At 49.4% G+C, this 20102-nt stretch carries 19 protein-coding genes and 1 pseudogene; 16 read left to right on the top strand and 4 right to left on the bottom strand.

Translation table 11 applies throughout. The features are described 5' to 3' along the window. The first annotated feature begins 101 nt into the window (after positions 1-101). The 10 genes from flgK to cheW all read left to right on the top strand — a co-directional run bounded on the left by flgK (position 102) and on the right by cheW (position 10906). Positions 102-1742: a flagellar hook-associated protein FlgK gene (gene flgK, locus ACFX4U_RS15740; protein WP_313509091.1), complete on the top strand. Its 1641-nt coding sequence runs from the start codon at positions 102-104 to the stop codon at positions 1740-1742. Between the two features lie 47 nt (positions 1743-1789). Further along, positions 1790-2713: a flagellar hook-associated protein FlgL gene (flgL, locus tag ACFX4U_RS15735; RefSeq protein ID WP_349350437.1), complete on the top strand. Its 924-nt coding sequence runs from the start codon at positions 1790-1792 to the stop codon at positions 2711-2713. A gap of 107 nt (positions 2714-2820) precedes the next feature. Next, positions 2821-4482 (top strand): methyl-accepting chemotaxis protein, encoded by a 1662-nt coding sequence (locus ACFX4U_RS15730; protein ID WP_313509094.1) that lies wholly within the window; start codon positions 2821-2823, stop codon positions 4480-4482. A gap of 129 nt (positions 4483-4611) precedes the next feature. Continuing rightward, positions 4612-5340, top strand: coding sequence for an RNA polymerase sigma factor FliA (locus ACFX4U_RS15725; protein ID WP_249880975.1), 729 nt, complete (start codon positions 4612-4614; stop codon positions 5338-5340). 184 nt (positions 5341-5524) lie between these two features. Next, positions 5525-5872 (top strand): flagellar transcriptional regulator FlhD, encoded by a 348-nt coding sequence (flhD, locus tag ACFX4U_RS15720; RefSeq protein ID WP_131408953.1) that lies wholly within the window; start codon positions 5525-5527, stop codon positions 5870-5872. Between the two features lie 14 nt (positions 5873-5886). Then, positions 5887-6435, top strand: a complete 549-nt coding sequence (gene flhC, locus ACFX4U_RS15715) for a flagellar transcriptional regulator FlhC (RefSeq protein ID WP_313509099.1) — start codon at positions 5887-5889, stop codon at positions 6433-6435. Between the two features lie 76 nt (positions 6436-6511). After that, on the top strand, positions 6512-7402 hold the full coding sequence (gene motA / locus ACFX4U_RS15710) for a flagellar motor stator protein MotA (protein ID WP_249880977.1): 891 nt from the start codon (positions 6512-6514) through the stop codon (positions 7400-7402). Continuing rightward, positions 7399-8355: a flagellar motor protein MotB gene (gene motB / locus ACFX4U_RS15705; RefSeq protein ID WP_380218730.1), complete on the top strand. Its 957-nt coding sequence runs from the start codon at positions 7399-7401 to the stop codon at positions 8353-8355. Before motA ends, motB begins: the two co-directional genes overlap by 4 nt. After that, positions 8356-10359, top strand: coding sequence for a chemotaxis protein CheA (gene cheA / locus ACFX4U_RS15700; protein ID WP_313509105.1), 2004 nt, complete (start codon positions 8356-8358; stop codon positions 10357-10359). It abuts the gene before it with no gap. A gap of 37 nt (positions 10360-10396) precedes the next feature. After that, the gene (cheW, locus tag ACFX4U_RS15695) at positions 10397-10906 is read left to right on the top strand and encodes a chemotaxis protein CheW (protein ID WP_313509107.1); all 510 of its coding nucleotides are present in this window, start codon (positions 10397-10399) and stop codon (positions 10904-10906) included. Positions 10907-10989: 83 nt separating this feature from the next. Here the strand turns inward: cheW and ACFX4U_RS15690 are convergent, their stop codons facing one another. Continuing rightward, positions 10990-11304: a hypothetical protein gene (locus tag ACFX4U_RS15690; protein WP_313509110.1), complete on the bottom strand. Its 315-nt coding sequence runs from the start codon at positions 11302-11304 to the stop codon at positions 10990-10992. A 30-nt stretch (positions 11305-11334) separates the two neighbouring features. Next, complete coding sequence (locus ACFX4U_RS15685) at positions 11335-11622, bottom strand: hypothetical protein (protein ID WP_313509113.1); 288 nt, start codon at positions 11620-11622, stop codon at positions 11335-11337. 116 nt (positions 11623-11738) lie between these two features. On the opposite strand from ACFX4U_RS15685, the gene ACFX4U_RS15680 reads away from it, so the two are divergent. Beyond that, on the top strand, positions 11739-12488 hold the full coding sequence (locus ACFX4U_RS15680) for a hypothetical protein (RefSeq protein WP_313509116.1): 750 nt from the start codon (positions 11739-11741) through the stop codon (positions 12486-12488). Between the two features lie 433 nt (positions 12489-12921). On the opposite strand, the gene ACFX4U_RS15675 is transcribed toward ACFX4U_RS15680, so the two are convergent. Then, entirely contained in the window at positions 12922-13245 is a 324-nt protein-coding gene (locus ACFX4U_RS15675; RefSeq protein ID WP_313509119.1) for a type I restriction enzyme HsdR N-terminal domain-containing protein, read from the bottom strand. Between the two features lie 81 nt (positions 13246-13326). Then, the gene (locus ACFX4U_RS15670) at positions 13327-14646 is read right to left on the bottom strand and encodes a DUF5623 domain-containing protein (protein ID WP_313509121.1); all 1320 of its coding nucleotides are present in this window, start codon (positions 14644-14646) and stop codon (positions 13327-13329) included. A gap of 675 nt (positions 14647-15321) precedes the next feature. Here ACFX4U_RS15670 and ACFX4U_RS15665 point away from each other — a divergent pair. The 5 genes and pseudogenes from ACFX4U_RS15665 to ACFX4U_RS15645 form a co-directional block, all read left to right on the top strand. After that, a pseudogene (locus ACFX4U_RS15665) lies at positions 15322-15701 on the top strand (transposase); the annotation flags it as partial. A 198-nt stretch (positions 15702-15899) separates the two neighbouring features. Further along, positions 15900-16790: an EcsC family protein gene (locus ACFX4U_RS15660; protein ID WP_313509123.1), complete on the top strand. Its 891-nt coding sequence runs from the start codon at positions 15900-15902 to the stop codon at positions 16788-16790. A gap of 563 nt (positions 16791-17353) precedes the next feature. Next, positions 17354-18688: an FRG domain-containing protein gene (locus tag ACFX4U_RS15655; RefSeq protein WP_313509125.1), complete on the top strand. Its 1335-nt coding sequence runs from the start codon at positions 17354-17356 to the stop codon at positions 18686-18688. A 12-nt stretch (positions 18689-18700) separates the two neighbouring features. Next, positions 18701-19054, top strand: coding sequence for a hypothetical protein (locus ACFX4U_RS15650; protein ID WP_313509127.1), 354 nt, complete (start codon positions 18701-18703; stop codon positions 19052-19054). After that, positions 19051-19599: a hypothetical protein gene (locus ACFX4U_RS15645; protein WP_313509129.1), complete on the top strand. Its 549-nt coding sequence runs from the start codon at positions 19051-19053 to the stop codon at positions 19597-19599. Before ACFX4U_RS15650 ends, ACFX4U_RS15645 begins: the two co-directional genes overlap by 4 nt. The last annotated feature ends 503 nt before the right edge of the window (positions 19600-20102 follow it).

Raw genomic sequence — 20102 nt, 5'->3', positions numbered from 1 at the left:
CCGTCAGGCTTTAGTGAAATTTTATAAGGCCGATAAATATAAGAGAGCGCTACTTTTATCAGGGGCGTCTTACCTCCTCCTCTGGTTAGGATCGATAACATATGAATTTAATCAATCTGGCCCAGAATGGGCTTAACGCTGCGCAGAATGCATTGAATGTGGTGGGGAATAACCTGTCAAATGCGACCACAGCGGGATATAGCCGCCAGAATATTGTTCTGGGCGAAGCAGGTGGTAAATCCACCAATTATGGTTTCTTCGGCTACGGCGTAAAAGTAGGCGACGTCCAGCGTGCTTATAATGGTTTTATGACCAATCAGGTGCGCGGCGCGGCAACGGAATTTTATTCCCTTAATAGCCGTTACGAGCAGGTTAGCCAAATTGATAACATGCTCGGCGATAGCACCAATAATATTTCCGTGACCATGGATAATTTATTCGAAGCCATGGAATCGGTAAGTAAAGACCCGGTTGACCCAGCGGCTCGCCAGGGCGTTCTGGCTGAATTCAACGCCATTGCTAACCAATATCGCAGCAACAGCAAAACATTAAATGGTCTGGAGCAGAGCACCAACACGCAAATTAATCAGACTGTTGATGATATCAACTCCTATACCAAACAGCTGGCGTCGCTGAATAAGCAAATTGAAAAGATCCACGGTCAGACCGGCGGTATGCCTGCGGATTTACTCGATCAGCGTGACCAATTATTAAGCCAGTTGAGCGAAAAGATCGGTATTAAGGTGTCAGAAAATACCGATACCGGCGCGGTGAACGTTTCCATGCAAAACGGCATGGCGTTGGTCAGCGGCGGCAAATCCTATGAACTGCAGGCCAGCGCGTCTGAAAGCGACCCGGCAAAAACCGTGGTGGCGTACGTTGACGCTTCGGGCAACGCCTTGCCGCTCGATGAGGGGAAAACCACCGGTGCGCTGGGTGGGCTGTTCAAATTCCGCAATGAAGATCTGGTCTCCGCGCGCGATCAACTGAACCAGCTGGCACTGCAAATGGCCAATAAGTTCAACGAAGCGAATGCCCAGGGTTACGACCTCGACGGCAACGCGGGCGGCGATATTTTTAACATCGGCAAACCGCAAGCGGTCGGCAACATCAATAACACCGGTACCGGTTCACTGGATGTCAGCTTTACTGACATTCCGTCTGTGAAATCGGAAGACTACGAGCTGACCTTCAACGGCCCGGGCAGCACCGACTGGACCATCACCACCGCTGACGGCCGCGCTATCACGCCGACCATTGGTAGTAATGGCGAACTGGAATTTGAAGGGATCTCCATTACTCCTGGCGGCACACCGCAGCCGGGCGACAGCTTCACGCTGAACCCGACCGACGGCGCGGCAGATAACATCACCGTGGCGATCACCGATGGCGATCAGATTGCGGCGGCGAAATCCCCCGATCCTGACGACCAGAGCGATAACGAGAATATCCTGGCGATGATTGGTATCAAGGACGAAAAAGTAGTGGATGGCATGACGCTGTCTGGCGCTTACGCAAGCCTTGTCAGCTCCGTCGGTTCCTCGGTGAGCGCGCTGAAAGCGGACATGACCACCTCGGCGAATGTGTATGACCAGTGGGCGCTTCAGCAGCAGTCGGTTTCGGGTGTTGATATCACTGAAGAGTACGTCAATTTGCAGATGTTCTCTCAGTATTACCAGGCGAACGCGCAGGTTTTACAGACTGCGAACACCCTGTTCGACACGTTGTTAAGTATTCGCTAAGTACGCCCGGTTTACCGGGCCACTCAATGAAAAGTCAGGAATAAACGATGCGTCTTAGCACCAGTTATATGTTTCAAAACCGTATTGATAGCCTGTCAGATGCGATGACCGGTTATAACGATTTGTCCACGCGTCTTTCTGCCGGGCAAATGCTGCTGAAGCCTTCCGACGATCCGTCGGGCGCGTCGCAGGCGGTTATTTTGCAGAACGCGTTATCCAGAATGAGCCAGTACGACACCGCGCGCACCTACGCGCAGGATGCGCTGGGCCAGGAAGATAACACGCTGGATTCTATCTCTAATCTGCTGTCTGAAAATTTGTCGCAGAAAATTGTCGCTGGTGGTAACGGTGCGTATTCCGATGAGGATCGCGCGGCGCTGGCGCAGGAGCTGCAAGGGATCCGCGATAACTTGCTGGATCTGGCGAACACCAAAAACAGCGACGGTCGCTACATTTTCGCCGGTTACAAAACCGGGGCGGCGCCTTTCCAGAAAGACGGCACTTATGTCGGTGGTGACACCGCGATGACGCAGGTGGTTTCCGACAGCACCGAAATGCAGGTCGGTCATACGGGCGACGATGTCTTTTTGAGCGGCTCGCCGGACGATCTGTTCAAAGCGCTGGACGCGGCCATTACGCAACTGCAGCAGCCGGTCACTAACGATGCCGATCGTCAGGCTTTGCAGGCGACGCTGGATAGCACCAACGTCAGCATCAAGAAAAACATTGATAACCTCGGTAAAGTCCGCGCCACTGTTGGCACCAATATGCAGCAGATTGAAGCCCTGGGCTTCAGCTCTGAAGCGCAAAATATCAATGTGCAAAGCCGGTTGCAGGAAACATTGGGATCGGACTGGGATTCGATGATTACGCTGTTATCGCAATCAAAGATGTCGGAGTTCGCGCTCAATTCGTCAATGACTGTATTTCAGTCGATGCAGCAACTGTCGATTTTTAATTTCGTGGGTTAACCCCATTCAGGCCCGTCATTATTGACGGGTTTTTATTCATCTCGCATGTGTGCTTGAAATATCTGCAAAAGTTATTTCGCCGTGTTCTCAATTATTTAGGTTTCGTTATGTTTAAAGACTTAAAAATATCCACCGGGATTAATATCCTGTTTGGGTTGTTAATTGCTTGTGTTGTTATGGTATCTACCTATGCGTTAATCAGTAGCCGCTCAACGGCGGATAACTTCGATGATGCGGTAATGACCAATAACAACATCGATATGCTGAATAGCGCGATTGTCGGCATGACCGGCGGTATTGCGCAGATTAACGGCGCAATGCTGGCAACCATGATCAACCAGCCGCCGGAACAGGCAGACATCGATAAAGCGAAAAAAATGCTGACGGCTGCGGAAGCGCAGATGGACAAATTCATGTCCACGCCGTTCCAGACCGAGGAAGAACAGGCGATTGCCGCCAATATTAAGAAGCGTTTTGATGCGGTTTTGGCAGGCGCAATGCGCAAGGCAACGTTTATTAAAAACCCGACGACGTATGACCGCGATGTGGTTGATGAAGCTAAAAACCGTATTGCGGCACAAGAGGCGGCTGAAGAGTATCTCGCTTATGCCGCGAAATTGGTTAACACGTATAGCGATGTATCACATGACGATACCCAGCGTATGAGCTTCTTCGCGTTCTTTGCGCTGGCGTTGGCGGTGATTAGCGCGGTGGTTTCCCGTGTCTGGCTGAAACGCACTATCTTCAGCCGTCTGGAACAAGCTATCGTCTCCTTCCAGGCTATCGCTGAAGGTAACCTGAGCAGCAAAATTGACGCGGGTGCGCAGAACGAAATCGGCAAAATGTTGCAGGAAGTTGAGCATATGCGCCAGTCGCTGACCGACACGGTTTACGGCATCCGTCGCGGCGTGAAGCAGATTTACTCCAACGCCCAGGAAATCGCCACCAGCAACAACGATCTCTCTTCGCGTACTGAGCAGCAGGCTTCCGCGCTGCAGGAAACCGCGGCCAGCATGGAAGAGCTGAAAATCACCGTTCGTCAGAACGCCGACAACGCCCACAGTGCGCAGCAACTGGCAGAAAGCGCCAGCGTCAGCGCGCAGAAAGGCGGCGAAGTGATGACCAATCTTGATAAGATCATGACGGAAATTACGGTGAACTCCCGTCAAATTGCCGACATCAACAGCGTGATTGATAGCATTGCAAACCAGACCAACATCCTGGCGCTTAACGCGGCGGTTGAAGCGGCGCGTGCCGGTGAGCAAGGTCGTGGTTTTGCGGTTGTTGCCGGTGAAGTACGTAACCTGGCGAAACGCAGCGCCGATGCGGCGAAAGAGATCCGCCAGTTGATCAACACCTGTGTTGCCAATATGAATATCGGTTCCCAGGAAGTCGAACTGGCCGGTTCTTCGATGCAGGAAATTGTGAAATCCGTTATTCAGGTAACCGACATTATGGCGGAAATTACTTCAGCATCGGATGAACAAAGCACCGGTATTAACCAGATTGCGCAGGCCGTTAATGAAATGGACCTGGTAACGCAGCAGAACGCCAGCATGGTAGAGAATGCCGCGCGAACTGCAACCAGCGTGGAAGAGCACGCCAGCGATCTGGAACAAATTGTTGCCCAGTTTACCGTTAATGAAAGCCATGTGTCTGCCGTTACCCGTGAACGAAATAACAGCGAGAAATTGCGTCCTGTTATTACCGCAGCCAAGCGAGATTATGTTCCTGCCAAAAAAACTGAAGGCGACTGGGAAACGTTTTAATTAGCTGTGGGTTTCGTGGGGAAATAAAGTCACGATATGTTCCACTTTCCGATTGCTTATCATGCTATTTGAATTGGCGATAATCGATAATAATTTTAGTCAATTATTATCATCCCGGAAATTGTAATAGTGAATGGATTATATAGCCCTGATGGGTCAATTCAGAAAGACCAGTTGTGGACCAAGTACGGTTATTTAGTTCGCTACGAAGCGTTAAAGATGCAGTCTAAATTATCGTCAAGTGTTGATATTGACGATCTTATTCAGGCGGGTGCCATTGCGCTTCTGGATGCAATCGAACAGTTTGACCCCAAAAAAGGGGTCAAACTCACGGTGTATATTGCGCAGCGTTTACGTTGGGCGTTTATGGATGAATTACGCGAACACGATTGGGTACCTCGCCGCGTTCGCCGTAAAACCCGTGAAGTTTCTTCTGCCATTATGCGCGTTGAGCAACGTGCCGGTGGCGTGGCAAGTGAGTCGGACATTGCTGCTGAATTAGGGATGAGCTTGCAGGAATATCAGCAAGTATTATCCGATACTAATACCAGCATGCTCTGTTCACTCGACGAGCTACAGGAATTACTGGCAGATGGTGTTGAGCTGTCAGAAATGGAACAGGATCATCTTGACCCGCTCAACGATATTTTACTGGGCGATTTGACAAAACAGATCAGTAAGGAGATCAGAGAACTTCCTGAGCGCGAGCAGATGCTACTCAATTTATATTATCAACAGGAGTTGAATATGAAAGAGGTCGGTTCACTGCTGGGTATTACCGAAACGCGCGTCAGCCAGTTGCACAGTCAAACGATCAAACGTTTACGTGCGCGTCTGGAGGGAAGGGGCTGGGAATAATAAGGCATCAGGAAAATCTTGCACCGATTAAAATTCGACCAGGCCGGCTTTCCTTATTATGTTCATTATTTCCGTTTAACCTTGATTTCTTATATTAAAAATTTGGCATTAAACTTGTTACATCTTGGTTACACAATAAGGACGGTAATTGCAGTTTGAATTACCTTGTACAGGGGGAATTGTAATGAACGTAACAAACTTTAATGAGCCGACACAGTGTATTCGGGACTTGAATCTTTCCTATTTGTTATTGGCGCAACGTCTCATTCACGAGGATCGCTTTACGGCAAAATTTCGCCTGGGCTTAAGTGAGTCCACTATCGATATTGTGAAAGGATTGACGTTTCCGCAGCTTATTAAGCTTTCGTCAACCGGCCAGCTTATTTGCCGGTTACGCATAGATAACGAAACAGTGATTGACTGTTTGACCAAAGATTCCCGTATTGATGCTTTGCAAAGTCTCCATACCGGAATCATTTTATCCACTGATTTGCTTAATTCTCTTTCTGGGGAAGAGCCTTCGAGATCCTGACAGCGGAGTTTGTGATGTGTGAAAAAAGCATAATGTCAGAAATCAGGGATGCGCAAATTGCCATGGAATTGATTTCTTTTGGCGCAAGGATGCAGGTTCTCGAAAGTGAAACCAATCTTAGCCGCAGAAGATTATTAAAACTGTATAAAGAACTCAAAGGCTGTTCGCCGCCGAAAGGCATGTTACCGTTTTCCACCGACTGGTATATGGCGTGGGAACAAAATATTCATTCGTCAATGTTTTATAACATTTATTGTTATCTGCAAAAGACCGAATCGGGTCGTCCCGTTGAGATTATGCTCAAAGGCTATCGCCTGTATCTGGAAAATAGTCTGAATGGTACAGAGAAAAAGCCAGTTTTAGGTTTAACGCGCGCCTGGACGCTGCTGCGATTTATTGATTGCGGCATGGTTAAACATACTGAGTGCAGCACGTGTGGCGGGCGTTTTATTACCACGCCGGAAAATACTAATACCAATTTTACTTGCTGTTTGTGTTTTCCACCTTCGCGGGCAATTAAAAAAGCCACTCCTGATCTGGCGCGTTCTCATCGGCGACAGTAACAGATGCTGCGGCATTTTCACCGCGCGGCCTGATATCAGAGTTGCGGAATGATTACTGGATTATTAAGGAGTTGAAGTGTTAGTCATTATTGGCTATATCGTCGTTTTCGCGACCGTATTTGGCGGCTTTGCGCTCAGTGGCGGCAATCTTGCGTCACTGTTTCAGCCTACCGAATTTTTAATTATCGGCGGCGCAGGCGTAGGGGCTTTTATTGTCGGAAATAACGGTAAAGCGATCCGGGCCACCTTAAAAGCATTTCCTGGTTTGTTTAAAGGTTCCCATTTCACCAAAGCGTTATATATGGATCTGCTGGCGATGATGTATCTGTTGCTGGCGAAAGGCCGCCAGAACGGTCTGGTATCGCTGGAAAACGATATTGAAGATCCGCAAAACAGCCCGATTTTCTCGGCCTATCCACGGCTGATGGCCGACAGTGAAATCATGAATTTCATCACCGATTACCTGCGCCTGATGGTGAGCGGTAATACCAACGCCTTTGAAATGGAAGCGTTGATGGATGAAGAGATTGAGACCTGCGAACACGAGCATGAAGTGCCGGCGCATAGCCTTAATTCCGTCGGTGATGGGTTGCCTGCATTCGGTATCGTGGCGGCGGTAATGGGGGTGGTTAACGCCCTGGCAGCCGCCGATCGCCCGGCAGCGGAACTGGGCGCGCTGATTGCCCACGCCATGGTCGGTACCTTCCTCGGTATTTTGTTGGCTTACGGCATGGTGCTGCCGCTGGCGACGCTGCTGCGTCAGCATAGCGCGGAACATCTGAAAATGCTTGAGTGCATCAAGACCATGCTGCTTTCCAGCATGAATGGTTATGCGCCGCAGATCGCCGTTGAATTTGGCCGTAAAACCCTCTTTTCCACGGAACGTCCGAGCTTCGCGGAACTGGAAGATCACGTTCGCGAAGTGCGTACTTCAAGCTCTTCATCCTCTTCGGGTGAGTCGACATGAGTAAGAAGTCTGCCACTACCATTGTTGTCCGCAGATCCATCAATAAAAAGCATGGTTCACACGGCGGTTCCTGGAAAATCGCCTATGCGGACTTTATGACCGCGATGATGGCGTTTTTCCTGGTGATGTGGCTGCTCTCTTCTTCCAGTCCGGAGCAGCGCCAGCAGATCGCTGAATATTTCAAAATGCCACTGAAAACCACGCTGGCGCAGGGCGATAAAGCGAGCCTTAGCGACAGCATGATCCCCGGCGGCGGCGGCGATGTCATCAAACAAGATGGCGAAGTTTTCAAGCGGACGTTGCAGACACTGGACGCGAAGAAGAGTGAAGTCAACCTGAAGCGAGCGAGGGAGAAGCTGGAAAGCCTGATCCAAATCGATCCGCGTTTGAATAACTTCACGTCCAACCTGCGGCTTTCGCTGACCGATGACGGATTGCTGATTCAGATCACCGATAGCGCGGATCGCCCAATGTTTCAAATCGGTCGGCCAACGCCCGAAAGCTACATGGTGAATATTCTGCAGGCGCTGGTGCCGGTGTTAAACGACATGCCGAACCGCATCATTATGACCGGCCATACGGATTCACTGCCTTACGCCAACGGTGAGCAGGGCTACAGCAACTGGGAGCTCTCTTCCGATCGTGCCAACGCGGCGCGGCGTATCCTGGCCGGTGCCGGGCTTGCCAGCAATAAATTTATCAGGGTTATCGGTACAGCGGACACCATGATGCAGGACGGTTCCGATGCGGCCGATCCCATTAACCGCCGGATCAGTATCCTGGTGCTGAGCCAGCAGAAAGAGAAACAAATCATGCAAGAAGATGTGCTTTTGCGCGACACGCTGGTTGCATCCCCGGCGAGCCAGAGTGCATCAGCCACCGATGCGCCGCCGCTAAGCAGCGCAGTGGCAGTTGAACCTACGGTAAAAAGCGGTCCTGAGGAGATTAAGTAAGTGGACATAAGCGATTTTTATCAGGCCTTTTTTGACGAGGCGGATGAGCTGATGGCGGATATGGAAAAGTATCTGCTGGAGCTGGATCTCGACTCACCGGACAGAGAAGTTCTGAATGCGATTTTTCGCGCTGCGCACTCGATAAAAGGCGGCGCGGGCACCTTTGGTTTCACTGTGTTACAGCAAACCATGCACATCCTGGAAAACCTGCTGGATGATGTACGCAGCGGTACGTTGACGATTACCGGCCCTATTCGCGATCTGTTTTTGGAGAGCAAAGATATTATGCAGGATCAACTGGATGCCTATAAAGCTTCAGCCGAGCCCGACGAGGAGACGTTCCACTATATCTGCGAAGCGCTGCGCCAGATAGCGCTCGACGGTGCGGCTCCTGCTGCGGTTTCCACAGACGTTGCCGCGCCGGTTGCTGCCGAAACAGTGATAGCAGAAGCGGTTGCGGCACCGGTAGCGAAACCCGCAGAGGACGGCCAGCGACTGCGCATCGTGCTGAGCAAAATTAAAGAAGACGATCGCCAGCCGCTGATTGATGAAATGGGCAATTTAGGCCGCGTGAGCCATTTGCAGGCCGAAAATGAGAGCCTGCAACTGACGCTGCACACCACGGCATCCCCGGACGATATTCTGGCGGTATTGTGTTTTGTGCTCGAACCGGAGCAGATCTCCATCGCTCCCGCACCGGCTGAAGATGAACCCGTTGCCACCGCCGACGAGCCTGCGGCATCCACGCCTGCACAGGTTAACGCCGTGGCGGCACCGGCAGCACGTGCGACACGCCCGGAAAATAATCGCCAGCGCCCGCAAGCGACAGAAGCCAGCAGCATTCGCGTGGCGGTCGAGAAGGTCGATCAGATAATCAACCAGGTAGGCGAGTTGATCATCACTCAGGCCATGCTCTCGCAGCTTTCCGGTGTGCTTGATTCAACCAACCACGACACGCTGATTAGCACCATTGCGCAGCTCGAACGTAACGCGCGCGACTTGCAGGAGTCGGTGATGTCGATTCGCATGATGCCAATGGAATATGTCTTCAGCCGCTTCCCGCGGCTGGTGCATGACCTGGCCGGTAAGCTCAATAAAGAAGTGGAGCTGACGCTGGTCGGCGGTTCTGCTGAGCTGGATAAACGTCTTATCGAACAGATCGTCGATCCACTGACGCACCTGGTGCGTAACAGCCTCGATCACGGTATTGAACCGGTCGATGTGCGCCGCGCCAACGGTAAAGCTGACAAGGGGAACCTGGTGCTTTCGGCGGAACACCACGGCGGCAATATCATTATCGAAGTGACCGACGATGGTGCCGGGCTGAACCGCGAGAAGATCCTGGCGCGTGCGCAACTGCAGGGCATGGCGATCAGTGACAACATGAGTGATGAAGATGTCTGGATGCTGATTTTCGCGCCGGGCTTCTCCACGGCGGAAAAAGTGACCGATGTCTCGGGTCGCGGCGTGGGTATGGACGTGGTGCGCCGTAACATTCAGGAAATGGGCGGGCATGTGACCATCCATTCCGAACAGGGGCGCGGCTCGAAGATCCGCATTATTCTGCCGCTGACGCTGGCGATCCTTGATGGAATGTCGGTGCGTGTGGGTTCAGAAATCTACGTTCTGCCGCTCGGCAGCATGATGGAATCACTGATGCTTTCCGAAAACATCCTGCACCGGATGACCGGCGGCGAGCGCATGTTGCAGGTGCGCGAAGAGTATTTACCGCTGGTCGAGCTGGGCACGCTGTTTGGCATTCACGACGAAAATTACGATATCAGCGAAGGGATTGCCGTCATTGTGCAGAGCGCGGGTAGCCGTTATGCCTTACTGGTGGATCAACTGATCGGCCAGCACCAGGTAGTGGTGAAAAATCTTGAGCAGAACTACCGCAAAATTCCGGGTATTTCGGCGGCGACCATCCTCGGCGACGGCAGCGTCGCATTGATTCTGGATGTCGCGGTGTTAACGACGCTGGCAAAAAGCGCCAGGGCGCACTGAAACGCAGCCTGACGTCAGTTTTTAGAAAGGTTAAAAAATGAATTTATCTAACACAGACAAGCAGTTAACCGGTGACAACGCCGGTAATGAGTTCCTGGTTTTTCGCCTGGGCACAGAAGAGTACGGCATTGAGATCCTCAAAGTGCAGGAGATCCGTGGTTACGATCGCGTCACGCGCATTGCCAACACACCTGCGTTTATTGCCGGTGTGACCAATCTGCGCGGCGTGATTGTGCCGATTGTCGATCTGCGTGTGAAGTTTGAACTGGCTTCCGCTGAGTTTGACGACAACACGGTAGTAATTGTGCTGAGCCTCGACAGCGGCCGCGTGGTCGGGATTGTGGTTGACGGCGTTTCTGATGTGCTGGCGCTCAATGCCGATCAGATCAAACCCGCGCCGGAATATACCGTTACGCTCTCCACGCAGTATCTGCTCGGTCTTGGCTCGCTTGATGAGCGCATGCTGATTCTGGTGGATATTGAAAAGCTGCTGAACAGCGAAGAGATGGAGCTGATCGAACGCGTGACCGAGGCCTCTTTTAATTAATTTTGTTTTACTTTTAATACGCGCTGTACCTTACAGGCCTTTCCCTTACGGGAAAGGCTTTTTTTTGCCTTTTCGCAAGGCGATCACCAGGTGATATAAACCCGAATCGTTCTACCCAACTGGCTTTTCAGATACTGGTGCATTTTGTAGGCATCATTGCTGGTATTAACGTCGTCAAAGACAAAACGAACTTGGTTTCCACTCGTCGCGGCAAAAGTGTAAGCCTTGAAGTCATGAGACATGTCATAAACTATATCGGCAAGTAAGACCTTTATTCCTGCAACATTAAGTTCAGCCGCTAATTGCTCATCATTTTCCAGATTGGGTAAAGAATATGCTGAAATCGCATTGAGCGGGAGTGAGTTCAGGTAAGTACCACGTACGGAAATTCGCGACATTAGCAATCAACTCAGGTGCCTGAATAATCGTTACATAACTTTTAGCTGCATATGTTTCTCCATCTCCTCCAGTGAGAACGACAACCTCCCTGTCACATATCGTTTTCCCGTTGTCGCCAGACTCTCCAGCAACACGTCAGTCCGTCGCTTCCCTGTCTTCCTGCGTCGCAACCCAGGGAAAAAATCCAGTTGTCCATTGCATAACTCGATATTAGGCAAGACGTTAAATGCCGTACCCACGGCGATTCCTGCCGCCGCACGCCAGTCATTTTCAACCACCACCTGCTCTGTTAAGCCTGGGTTTCTGACGAGGTACATTCCTGCATCATGCCATAGGCTTCTGCTGACCCGGTTACAGGGAGTAAAAATGATCCGGTAGACGCAGACCAAAAATACTGAAAGATTTTGCTAAACGTACTTTTTAAGGAGATATTTTGTCTGATAAAAACGAATTGTGTTCATGTGATGCTGAATGCACGGATGCTTTTTTCTCAATGGTTAAAGATCAGGTGCAGAACATGTATTCCTTGCTTCATCAGGAAAAAAGACTTACCAGCGAAGAGGAAAAAAGACGAGTAAAACAATGGTTCCGGGATGCCTTGAGTGATATGAGGGGGTGGAGCCGAGAATCTAAAACCAGAATTGTTAATGGGAAGGTGAATGATTGTTACGAGCAGTCTCACCTTATGGTCGGTGTTTTCGGAAAGGATATTGATTGTTACCTAGATGCTGCCGGAATCCTTTTCTGGTGGGGGCAATATACATGGAAGAGAGGTGGTCTGGGAGAAGGTATTCGCGCCATGCTGCGAGCAGCTCACTGCCTGGGGGCATGGCAGGGAGCCCATAATCAACTCGATAAGGAAGAGGTGCGTGGGTCACTCAGTGAAGTGCGTAGAGAGGCTGGAAAAAAAGGGGCAGATTCTAAAAGAGCGTTGTTTGAACCAGTCAAAAAAGAATTCTTATCCCTGATTGAGGAGCATAAGCCCGCCGAAGGTTGGAAAAGCAGGGCTCAGGCAGTAGAGCGTGTTGAGTCTAAGTTACGTGAATTCATCGCCGGACTGAAAATAATGGGTAAACCGAGTGAAATTGATCTGGAACGTCTGATTGGTGACTGGTGTAGGGATAAGAAGTCGCCTGAATTTGGCAACCAGGTTAAGGAACTTTTAAAAAGGCCCGGAATTTAATTGTGTCGGGTGTAAGTATCCCTGCAAGCGACTGAAACAGTCCTGAGCCTCGCAACATCAGGATAGCCAATCCTTCACTGTCCTGAGTGCGCAAGGCGAGTTCGCGCAAACAACTGCTCTTGCCGCTCCGTGCTGCACCTTCGATGATCGAGAAGGTCGTTCCGGTTTGCGCTGATTTAATTGTGGTGAAGGTACTGAGGCGAGGGGAATCACAGAAGCTCGGCAAAGGCGTTAACAGACTGGCCGGGTGGGTCTGTCATCCCGGCCAGAAGTTTTGCAGTTGCAGATCGCACGATAGGGATCCAGACCAGACCCCGGTTTCCCGACCCATCAAATCTTCAGCTGCCCACCGCATATCCGCCGCAGCCAACTTAGCGGCATTGGTAAGCAGACAGGCTACCGAATTGGCGGCGCCTTGCTCGCCGGACCAAAGTTACTCTGTATTGGCGTCGTAGATGCGGGTATCGCGCCCATTCGTGACAACGACAAGAGGAGATCGTGGCGTCAACTGATTCGCGTAGCTTTGCGTTTGCTCATAGCCAGCATGAGTCAGTACAAGATCCTCTCGCTTAAGTTCCACCACAGCCAGCGGCCGTCCACAATGAAAGATGAGTACATCCGCTCGCCCAGCTTTCTCCCACTGGGCAGCGCTGTCGAACTCAAGTGTCTCGTGACCGAGGCGCACGGTGAAGCGCCGTTGTTCCACCAGTTGCTCGCGGGGAATATTGGGAAAGGCTGCGGACAGCTCTGCTGCCATTCGGCTCTCCAATTCGGCCTCGGGACGAACGGATGGTGACACTTGCTAATCTTGTTTTGTACTAGGCATTGCGACGACTCCTTAAGCCCAATTCCGCAGCGACTTGACTGCAGCATCCATTTTTTTTAACAGTGAACGCAGCGGCGGGCAGTCGGGGTAGTGCTGGTTCAGCAGCGTCCTTGCTTTCGTTAGACTTTCAGCATGGCGTTCCCGCTCAATTTCAGGGAGTGATCGAGAAAACGTTGAGCCGGACTCGTGATAATACAACTCGAAAAACTGCTCGTTCGGCAGTTCTGCGTAGTTGTATTCACGCTGCACCCATTCGTCGAGTTCGCAGCGGATCGCACTAACACGGTTGTAGACACCCTTGCGGTGATAGGTGGCCACCAGAACTGATTTCAGCAGCCGTCCGACTTCAGCATGCGCTTCGATCGACATCCGTCCCTTCGGGCGGCGTTGCGGACCGACAAAGGTCTGCACGTAGCCGACCGAATTGCGTTGGCCATTCGACTTAGGCGGTGTTTTCTGCTTGTCCTTCTTGGTTTCCGCCTTGGCGATGGTACCGGGACTCACGAAATACGGCAGCGTTGGTGCGGATTCGCCTCCCCATGCAGATTCCACGATAGGTGCTGGCAATCTGTCCAGCGCAGCGGCGATGGGCTGCAGCGGGATGCCCTTCGTCTCATCGGCAACTAAGTAGAGGCGCGAGCCGCCATCTGGTGCGTACATACCGGCCCATTCAGGCTTGACGATGGTGAAGCCGTGCCGCTGTGCCCAATCTTCGCGCTCCTGGACCTTGTTCTCGACGGCCTTCTCGTAAGGCTCATCCGCAAACAGATAACACTTCGTCTCGCGGTCATACCAGATGCTGTAGTGATCGTGGCCGGGGATAGCGTTGCTCGAACGACCACCTGGAAAGGCTCGGCTGTGGCTCTTGGATGGACGCAACTTCGTTGCGTCCATGAAATGCAAGGCACGTGCCGCAGCGCAAACTGTGCGCCGTGCCTCGGACTGAGTACGCAGCAGATGCTCGCGTGCTAGATGGTCTGGCCCCTCTGCACGGAAATTCATCAATGCGCGATGATTCTGGAGTTGAAGAGGGATAATCAGCTCAGCCCAAGGCGCGGTCAACCAGATGGTCAACGTCTCACGTCCGCTTCCATTGCTCTTGCGGTCCTTCCAGTATGCGGTCAGGAAGGTACAGTAGCCGGGGCGTGGGCGCTCCGCTTTGGGGGCTGCTGCTCGCAGCACATTGCTGGCATGACGAAAATTCTGGAATCCCGCTGTCTGTGCGGCATAGTCCAAAGCTCGGAAGTGTTGGATACCCTGCTCGCTCTTGAGCGATTTGGCAAGGCGTTTGATACCGTCCAGGGTGGACGGTCGAATAGCTTCACTCGACATGACAGTTCTCCCGGTTCATGACGAAACGTCACCCGTCTGCCGCTTCTCGAACCTGAACGTGACATATACAGGAAGAGAGGGAAGTACCGGCAGTGCTGTCAACAGCTTTGCTATGACGGGTGGCAGGCTTCTGCCCGAAGCCTTGCCATTAGTATCCCACAAACCCGGGCAATTGGCGAAAGCTAAATATCATGGTAATGTCAAAACTGGTTGCAGTCCCTAGCCGTATGAGCCCTTCGGGGTACGACGAAGACGGAGTATTTCTGTGCCATACCCATTCCATGTTTGATTTCTTAGGTGGCCCGCAAAGCCTGCACCGGCTCGACGCCCGATGGAGATCAATCTATGGACACCCAGCAGCTCAAGGAGTTTGCGGAGCGCTTATGCGCTTACCCCGTACCTCGCAACATCATCCTCAAGCGTAGCTAGGCTCTCGATTTGATTGACGCCATTCCCGGCCTGCACAATTGGCCCGAAGTCAATGCCTTTCCTGCAAACGTCGCTACTGCGCAGCGGGATGACTACTCGGTTAACCGGCTTGCTCAATGCATCAAGAAACGGTATAGCCTGAGCCTGCCGATTGATGAATTGCTCTCAATACTGGACCCGGAATCCGCCAGTGGGCTGTCCCAGTCCCCTGCCATTGATATTCTGTTCCGCGCTCTTCAGGCTGCACTACTCAGCGCCGTAAAAGGCGTTGGAGCGGCGACTGTTGCCGTGCTACTTGCAGAAGTTCCAGAGCTTGGATCTCTGTCACGTCGTGAAATCAGTGCGCTAATTGGAGTTGCGCCAGTCAATCGTAATTCTGGAACAATGTGTGGCCGACAAAAAGTATTTGGAGGACGAGCCTCATCCGTACGGCCCTGTATATGTCAGCGCTGGTAGGAGCCCTACACAATCCTGGAATTAAAGAGTTTTATGAGCGCCAAGTTGCTACCGGAAAGCCTAAAAAGGTCGCATTAACAGCCTGCATCAGAAAACTACTGACCATTCTGAATGCAATGCTTAAAAAGAATGAAGCATGGGATCCTTCGTTTCATCGCCATGCTTCGTAATAAGCGGCTAAAGACAGTTGCTATGCTCAAAACTATAAGGCAGGGCCGTCTACCGGGGAGCAGTCCAGTCCACCTATTCTTTTTGCGGTCTATTTTCAATAGAACTTTAAATTACTCATATTTACTTTTCTATTGCCGATAACTTTAGTATCAAATTCACGTCATAAAAATACTGATGCCTGGCAGGCAAGGGATAACATGGAACTGATCGATTACGATAAAAATGCACTTCAGCAAATTCGCGACTGGAAAAACCCACAGCGCGGTTTTCTGGCTAAATCATTTGAATTAATCAGTAAACCTCTAAACAACGCCGGAGAGTTGGTTCTTTCAACACCTGTCGTCGGCGAAGCCATTCAATCTTCTGTGCAGGGGCTAGTGGGAGTTTGTAACGATGCCGCGCTGTGGTCAGTGCGACCAGAAGCGATTTTCGAAGAGTTCCGTAACGACGGCCATATCCATATCAATCACTACGAAGATATTGAAACGTTGCGTCTTGAGGACATCGATAAAACCGTCGGCTGGCTGGCAGCCAAATACAAGGGCATCGCATTGGCGGAAGGCGCAGGCGCTGGCGTGATGGGGATTGCAGGAATGGCCATCGATATACCTACCCTCATTACATTGAATCTGCGAGCCATCGGGGAATATGCAACGTATTACGGTTTCGATATCACCCGTCAGGAAGAACGACTTTTTGCCTTTAACATATTGGGGCTCTCTTCTGCTTCATCAACTATGGCGAAAAACGTCGCCATGGCGCAACTGGTAAAAATATCGCAGCAAGTCGCCAAGAAAGTAGTCTGGGAAGAATTGGAAAAACAAGTATTTGTGAAGATTATTAAGCAAATTGCCAACAGCCTGGGGATTCGTCTCACCAAAGCAAAACTGGCCCAAGCGATTCCTATCGCAGGGGCGGGCGTTGGCGGTGGTTATAACGCCTATTTCACTAGTAACGTCTGTGATGCGGCCTACCACCTTTATCGCGAGCGTTTCTTAGCAATAAAATACGATCCGTCTGTGATTGATGTCACGGTAAAACCTGCGGATGGTTTTTTTCCCGGCGATGGCGAGCCGGCTTTCGAATGAGTAAAAACGGGTCGTCCTTCGACCCATTTTACCGTCTCAAAGCCTGATTTCAGAAACGATAAGTGAATCTGGATAGCCACGGGTTTAGCAGACACATCATCAATCATCTTTCAACTTGTTGGCGAAAAATACCAACTTCCGTTTTTGGCACGAAGCGGACCAGGTAACTGAGCTAAAGGTCTGCTCTGAGCGAAGAGCAGACATTTACTTAACTGGATGGCAATAGACTTCATACTGCAGCTCATCCATCATGGTTGATTTGAAATGCCAGATAATTCAAGCAGCGAAGTTGACCGTCATCTTACAGATGGTTGAGTCGGGAGTTTTCAGGAATGGAAAGACATCACCCACATGGTCGTACCGTAACCACATTAGAAGCAGATGTACTTTGTGAAATTTGGTTATTTCAACCTATCAGTTTTGAAGATTTGATTAAAAAAATATTCAGGAATTTGTTAGTTATTAGAGACAAACATGCATGGACAATCTGTGTTACTTTCATACAGAATGAAGCAATATGATAAAAGTACACTAACTTTAGTGAGTAAATTCAGGAGATTGCGATGTTTAACTTAATCATGGCCGGAGAACCGGACGTTTTTGACCGCTGGCCGTGTATGGATCCTGAGCTTAAAGAAGGCGAGGAAAGCTTCTCGATGTCCCGCATGCTGGAAGGCACCCCAAGCGATATTTACAGTAAATTAATACCATTAAGACCCAATACCTTAAAAGCACTCGCCAAGCTACCGGTGTTGTTCATGACCGAAACTTATATGAAAGATGATGAAAATGATAAAAATAGGTACATCAGGGTCAGGCTTGGGGAAATAAGTAATTTACGTAAAGATGGTGACGATATTTTATTTTACTTCAAGATTAATCATGATTTTGGAGAAATAAGAAACCCCAAATCGGCATTATATAAAGAAGCCTTGGAGTTAGGATCTTTCGGGTTAAGTCGTACGCATTGGGCAGTAAAAAATAAGGATTTGAATATTGTTCTGGAATGGCTTGGTTTAGACAAGAAAAACAACCGCCTTAAAGGTACAATCAAATTAAAAAAACAAACATACCAGGTGGTTAAGAATGTCAGGGATTATCTTGATTTTATTAAAAAAAACACCCAAGATGGTCTCGTTACCTTTTATCGTGGACACTCTAAAAGCTCATATGAGCTTGTCCCCTCTCTTTACAGAAAGAATGAAAACGGGACGTATAGGCATCTTGCTTCAGAATCTGACTTAGTACGTGAAATACTGAGTGCAAGACCTAATGAATTTAAGGAGGATAAATTCACGATTGATAAACTTGTCCGCATGCAGCATTATGGCTTGCCTACGAGACTTTTGGATATCACTTCTAACCCACTGATAGCATTATATTTTGCTTGCAGTTCGAATCCTGATGAAAACGGGCAGGTGATTTCGTTCTCAACAAATAGAAAGAAAATTAAATATTTCGACTCAGATACAGTGAGTTGCATAGCAAACTTATCAGTTTTATCTTACGAAGAGCTGGAAAAATTGTCTTCCATTGATGTCAAAAAAAATACTGTAGAGCTATCTGAACTCACTGATAAACTTGCAGACCTTATACAGAATGAAAAATCATATTTCAGAAACAGAATAATCTCCGATGATTTAAAAAAAGTTGTTTTCCTTAAGGCTAAAATAAATAATGAACGCATACAGTCTCAGGCAGGCGCTTTTCTTTTGTTCGGACTTGATCCCATTTTACCGGAAACAGATGCTGATTTTCCTCTTAACAGAGTGGAGATAACAAACAAATATAAAATTCTGGAAGAGTTGGCGCAGCTTAATATATCCGAAAGCACTGTATATCCCAGCATGGAGAAAACGGCAGCGGAAATTGCAAAAAAGTATTTATCGATATCATAAAGGGATAAACTAATGGCAAAAAAAACTAAGACTGCGCAGTCTTCAGGTGGAACTGCTCATCGGGGACGGTTTCAGGCTCAGGGTCAAAAACTGGAAGTTTCAGTGGCCTGGGCTGCGCTCATACCTCCTTCAAAAGAAGAGGGACATATAATGCTTCAGAAATTAGAATCCAAACTGCAACGCGGGGATGCCAAAAAACGCGAAACAGCCTTTAATGATGCAAGGAACTATATTCAGGCAGCTTACGAAGCAGGTGGAGCATATGCACAAATAAATAAAACCTTCATCGTCCGGAGCACCCGAAAAGAAAGGGTTGATTTAGAAATCAATGGTGGTTTGGCTTTTAAAGTGGTGAGAAATGCATGAATAACGACTTCAATGAGTCAATCGTAATGCTTGACGATAAATCCGCAGTTCACAATTTCTGGTATGAAAAAATAAAGGAAATTTTACGTGATCGTGTAAAATCGATGGAATATGACAGGGAAATAGAAAAGTTAGTTCCTCGGGTTTCTCCTATATTAAAAAGGTACCCAGTTGAACATCATCGAATGAATCGAGTAATAAACTTAGAGAGCCGATGGGATAGTACTGATGGTAATCCAATATTTTATGGATATTTACCATACTTACGCAAGGCTATTCGAATAATTCAGTCGCCGCCTATTGATGACACTAATCAGTTAAGCGCCTGGGTCGAGAAATCATTTACTAATTTTAAGGGGGGGGGGAATGCTGAAAAATCGGATGAACTTGTCATTTATATTGAACTAAATCCAACTACTTATCACTATGCCATGTTGTTTATTTACTTTTGGGTAACACGTCGTGCTGTTCGGGAAAGTATTCAGGAACTTCTTATTCAGCGAATTTATGATACAAAGATTCGTGGTGAACACTCACTGGACTAGTCAGGGTCATTGTTTGTCAGTGATTAAAACAAACGACGTAACTGATACCGTAGGCCATATTGGCGCAAGATAAGGTACAAATAGGGTTTCAGGCAGAAAATCCAACAAAAAAGGCTCCTTTAAAGGGCCTTTAGTACAGATTATTATATTGGGCCTGCCTACTCTCTCGAAGCGATATTGTACCTAGAAGCCTTCGTCATTGGTTACACGTATCAGGCGAATTTTCCGGCAGACTTAAGAAAGTGTGCAGGTTACTGCTGCAAGCCGCTGAGCAGGTACCGGGCAAACTATCCTCTTGGTTCAGACGAAACAAACCACCTCTAATTATGGTGTTTTGGAATCCTGACCTGCTCCCTATAAATTAACATATCTCAATGTTATCAATGTCTGCTCCTGGCACGGAGCGGAAATGCCAGTAGGACTTTGGGGGGCCGCTGTGAGCGCTCGGCGGAAGCTGGCAACGGTTCTGACCAATGATGATGGAATTGCTAAAATCGCGGTGC

Origin of the sequence: Kosakonia sp. YIM B13588 (assembly GCF_042788165.1) — a bacterium.
In the GTDB taxonomy this organism is placed as follows: Bacteria; Pseudomonadota; Gammaproteobacteria; order Enterobacterales; family Enterobacteriaceae; genus Kosakonia; species Kosakonia sacchari.
The sequence above is the reverse complement of the archived record's forward strand: the minus strand, read 5'-3'. Positions and strand labels throughout refer to the sequence as shown.

Excerpts from the sequence above, each read along its gene's own strand:
- flhC (WP_313509099.1), top strand. The coding sequence starts at position 5,887 with ATGTGTGAAAAAAGCATAATGTCAGAAATCAGGGATGCGCAAATTGCC.
- cheW (WP_313509107.1), top strand. The coding sequence starts at position 10,397 with ATGAATTTATCTAACACAGACAAGCAGTTAACCGGTGACAACGCCGGT.
- ACFX4U_RS15730 (WP_313509094.1), top strand. The coding sequence starts at position 2,821 with ATGTTTAAAGACTTAAAAATATCCACCGGGATTAATATCCTGTTTGGG.
- flgL (WP_349350437.1), top strand. The coding sequence starts at position 1,790 with ATGCGTCTTAGCACCAGTTATATGTTTCAAAACCGTATTGATAGCCTG.
- ACFX4U_RS15645 (WP_313509129.1), top strand. The coding sequence starts at position 19,051 with ATGAATAACGACTTCAATGAGTCAATCGTAATGCTTGACGATAAATCC.
- ACFX4U_RS15650 (WP_313509127.1), top strand. The coding sequence starts at position 18,701 with ATGGCAAAAAAAACTAAGACTGCGCAGTCTTCAGGTGGAACTGCTCAT.
- ACFX4U_RS15660 (WP_313509123.1), top strand. The coding sequence starts at position 15,900 with ATGGAACTGATCGATTACGATAAAAATGCACTTCAGCAAATTCGCGAC.
- ACFX4U_RS15685 (WP_313509113.1), bottom strand. The coding sequence starts at position 11,622 with ATGTACCTCGTCAGAAACCCAGGCTTAACAGAGCAGGTGGTGGTTGAA.
- ACFX4U_RS15670 (WP_313509121.1), bottom strand. The coding sequence starts at position 14,646 with ATGTCGAGTGAAGCTATTCGACCGTCCACCCTGGACGGTATCAAACGC.
- flhD (WP_131408953.1), top strand. The coding sequence starts at position 5,525 with ATGAACGTAACAAACTTTAATGAGCCGACACAGTGTATTCGGGACTTG.
- flgK (WP_313509091.1), top strand. The coding sequence starts at position 102 with ATGAATTTAATCAATCTGGCCCAGAATGGGCTTAACGCTGCGCAGAAT.
- ACFX4U_RS15675 (WP_313509119.1), bottom strand. The coding sequence starts at position 13,245 with ATGGCAGCAGAGCTGTCCGCAGCCTTTCCCAATATTCCCCGCGAGCAA.
- motB (WP_380218730.1), top strand. The coding sequence starts at position 7,399 with ATGAGTAAGAAGTCTGCCACTACCATTGTTGTCCGCAGATCCATCAAT.
- ACFX4U_RS15655 (WP_313509125.1), top strand. The coding sequence starts at position 17,354 with ATGTTTAACTTAATCATGGCCGGAGAACCGGACGTTTTTGACCGCTGG.
- ACFX4U_RS15690 (WP_313509110.1), bottom strand. The coding sequence starts at position 11,304 with ATGTCGCGAATTTCCGTACGTGGTACTTACCTGAACTCACTCCCGCTC.